This window comes from Pseudaminobacter sp. Soil_N_29, assembly GCF_057656055.1.
On sequence record NZ_JBDGLC010000058.1, the window covers coordinates 1 to 240 of the forward strand.

Consider the following 240-nt stretch of genomic DNA (forward strand, 5'->3'; position numbering starts at 1 on the left):
ATCTGGGCCGGCTTCATAGCCGCCAGCTGGCTCGCCGTCAGCTTCTTGACCTGCTCGGCCGACAGGGCTGCGATCGTATCTTCCGACAGGGACGCGATGGCCTTGACGCTGATCGCCGCGATCTCGTCATCGCTGAACTTAGCGACGTTGTCGCCAATGGCCCCGATCTGCGTGGCCGACAGAGCCTTGACCTGATCTTCGGTCAGCGCCTCGATCTGGTCTGCATCCATCCAGCCGAAC

1 protein-coding gene is annotated in these 240 nt (G+C 62.5%); it reads right to left on the reverse strand.

Annotated elements, in window-relative coordinates; translation table 11 throughout:
* Positions 1–240 (reverse strand): hypothetical protein (locus tag AC3A4H_RS23735; protein ID WP_487768898.1); only part of this gene is annotated, 240 nt, incomplete at both ends.